3 protein-coding genes are annotated in these 2986 nt (G+C 51.6%); 1 reads left to right on the top strand and 2 read right to left on the bottom strand.

Going from position 1 to position 2986, the window contains the following annotated elements; all coding sequences use genetic code 11:
• Positions 1-1015, bottom strand: a 1015-nt coding sequence (locus FJ146_19855; GenBank protein MBM4254227.1) for a pyridine nucleotide-disulfide oxidoreductase, incomplete at its 3' end; no start/stop codon positions are given.
• Positions 1016-1187: 172 nt separating this feature from the next.
• On the opposite strand from FJ146_19855, the gene FJ146_19850 reads away from it, so the two are divergent.
• Positions 1188-2297, top strand: coding sequence for a glycerol dehydrogenase (locus tag FJ146_19850; protein ID MBM4254226.1), 1110 nt, complete (start codon positions 1188-1190; stop codon positions 2295-2297).
• Here FJ146_19850 and FJ146_19845 read toward each other — a convergent pair.
• Positions 2289-2927, bottom strand: coding sequence for a sterol desaturase family protein (locus FJ146_19845; protein MBM4254225.1), 639 nt, complete (start codon positions 2925-2927; stop codon positions 2289-2291). The two genes, FJ146_19850 and FJ146_19845, sit on opposite strands and share 9 nt — an antisense overlap.
• Positions 2928-2986 lie beyond the last annotated feature (59 nt).

Here is a 2986-nt window from a genome sequence, read left to right as displayed (position 1 = left end):
CATTTATACAATTAACGCCCATGGCGCTGTAACGCTCCACCGAATCGTGCGGCTCGATGGCTTTGACCACACGCTGGACGCGTTCCATCACTTGGGCAAAATCATACTTAACTTCAATCTCAGCTAGACCCAATTCTTTAGCCTTGAGCCCCATTGCCACAGCCTTCGCTGAACGAATCAACGCCTTGCTCGGGACACAACCGGTATTGAGGCAGTCGCCGCCCATCTTATGTTTTTCGATTAGGGCCACTTTAGCCTTAACGGCCGCGGCGATGTAGGCCGATACGAGACCCCCCGAACCCGCACCTATGACCACTAGATTGTAGTCATACGATTTGGGCTTAGGAAAGCGCGACTCCAACCTTCTGACCTTGAGCACTGCTAATAACTTTTTTGTTATTAAAGGAAACACCGCAAGCAGCGTGAACGACACGATAAGGTTAGGCGTCATAATCTCATTGAGTGCAGCAATCTTTCCTAATTCTGTACCAGCATTCACATAGACTGCGGTACCGAGGAGCATCCCTACCTGGCTTACAAAATAAAATTGTCTAGCCGAGATACTCGTGAGCCCCATGCCGACATTGATGAGAAAAAATGGGACCACCGGAGCAAGACGTAGCCCAAAAAGGTAGAATGCACCATCGCGCTTGATGCCATCATCAAGTGCTTTCAGCCGCGGGCCAAACTTGCTCTGGACTAGATCACGGAAAAAATAGCGCGCTAATGCGAAGGCTGCTGTAGCGCCAATCGTGCTCGCGAACGATACGATGACGAAGGCTAGACCAAAGCCAAACATAGCTCCACCTGCCAAAGTCATCACCGTCGCACCAGGAATAGACAAGGCCGTCACCAACACGTAGGCCGCAAAATAACCAAGTAAAGTCGTCACCGGATGGTCGTGGTAGTACGCAATCAAATCGGCCTTACTGGCTTGAAGCGCCGCCATCGTTAATTGCTTGGTCGGAGCCATATAGAACAACGCGACGGCCAGGGCTGCTAGTCCAAGCACCATCAGCAGTTTGTTGCGGCGCGCCCCCTCAGGTGGCTGCGCATTCGTCGATTCCTTCCCGTCGTTCATAGTGATACACCTGTCGTGTGGCGGTATGAGTTAGAGGTAGCGTTAAAGACAGTGCCAGTAACCGTCACTTAACTGCAACAGTAACGCGGACCAAGCAGGAGCTAGAATGCGTAAGATCCTAGTTTCACCCAGCAAATACATACAAGGGCCGGGCGAGCTCAGCCATATCGCTGCGCATGCTGCTAAGCTTGGACGTAAAGCGCTAGTTGTAATTTCAGTCAGTGGACAGCAGCGCTTTCACGCAGAACTCACAACGCGCCAGGCGGGCGATGATGCGCAACTCTTATTCGGTGCATTCCAAGGAGAATGCAGTAAAAAGGAAATCAAACGCCTAGAACTTGCCGCACGTGACCAGGGTTGCGACATCGTTATTGGTGTTGGGGGCGGCAAGGCTCTAGACACAGCCAAATGTGTCGCCCACTTTGCCAAACTCCCTTGTATCGTCGCACCTACTATCGCATCGACTGACGCACCGTGTAGCTCCCTAAGCGTGATCTACTCCGATCAAGGCGCATTTGAGGAGTACATCCACTTTGACCGTAACCCTGATCTAGTAATTGTCGACACGCAGGCGATTGCACAAGCTCCGACACGCTTTCTGATTGCCGGTATGGGTGACGCATTGTCCACCCACTTCGAGGCTCGTGCCTGCCAGCGCTCGTTTGCCAAGAATATTCCCGGAGGAAACTCTACAAAGGCCGGTTTCGCTATCGCTAAACTTTGCTATGAGACCTTACTTGAAGACGGCGAGAAGGCCATCGCTGCATCAGAGGCCAAGGCCGTGACGCCAGCGCTAGAAAATATCATCGAAGCTAACACGCTACTCAGCGGCCTCGGATTTGAAAGTAGCGGCTTAGCTGCAGCCCACTCTGTTCACAATGGTCTTACGGCACTTTCAGAGACCCATAAGATGTACCACGGCGAGAAGGTGGCCTTTGGCACCTTGACACAGCTCGTCCTGGAAAACGCGCCTAAATCGGAACTCGCTGAAGTCATTAATTTTTGTTTACGTGTCGGCTTACCCGTCTGCCTTGCTGATTTAGGCGTGACGCACGTAGACCATGAGAGACTGATGGAGGTAGCCACTTTAGCCACGGCTTCCGGAGAGACGATCCATAATTTACCGTTTGTGGTCTCAGCTATCGATGTTTATGCCGCAATCGTGACTGCAGATAAATTGGGGTCTAAAGCCAAAACCAAATTCGTTTCACCGTAAAAATGGCGCCAGCAATAGCCACTTAAGCTTGATAGTCCTCTGATCGCCCTGCCAAGGTTTAAGCCCCAGAGGAAAACTCAGGGGATCACCTTGCGGCAGCGTCTGGTTGGAGCCAAATAAGCGGTCCCAAATGCTAAGATTAAATCCAAAATTATGCAGCTGTTCACGCTCATCGACCGAGTGATGCACACGGTGCATGGCCGGCGTCACGATGACGAACCGCAACCACTTGTCCCACTTCGTCGGTAAGCGACCATTTGCATGATTAAAAATCGCTAGGCCATTCAAGAGAACTTCAAATAGCCATACAGTCTCCGGTGTGGGTCCAAGCGCGAGTACCAACAGTGATTTCCAACTCAGCGACAGTAAAATTTCAACAGGATGAAACCTGAGTGCCGTGGTGCCATCGACATCCTCATCAGCATGGTGAACCAAATGCAAGCGCCATAACCATGGGACCAAATGCGTCACACGGTGTTGCCAATAAATGGCTAGATCGAGGACTATGATTGTAAACAAATCTTTAATGCCTTGAGCCACCTGAATCTGAGGCAGCAAACCGAGCTCATGCCGCGCGGCAAATAGTGCTACCGACATCGCACCGAGCGGCAAAATTAGCCTTTGCACCATTGCTCCAACGATCGCCAGGCCAAGATTGCTAGGCCATCGACTTCGCCGCGGCCACTGAG

This window comes from Deltaproteobacteria bacterium (assembly GCA_016874735.1).
In the GTDB taxonomy this organism is placed as follows: domain Bacteria; phylum Bdellovibrionota_B; class Oligoflexia; order Oligoflexales; family CAIYRB01; genus CAIYRB01.
Note: the sequence above shows the minus strand (reverse complement) of the source record. Positions and strands in the feature narration are given on the sequence as shown.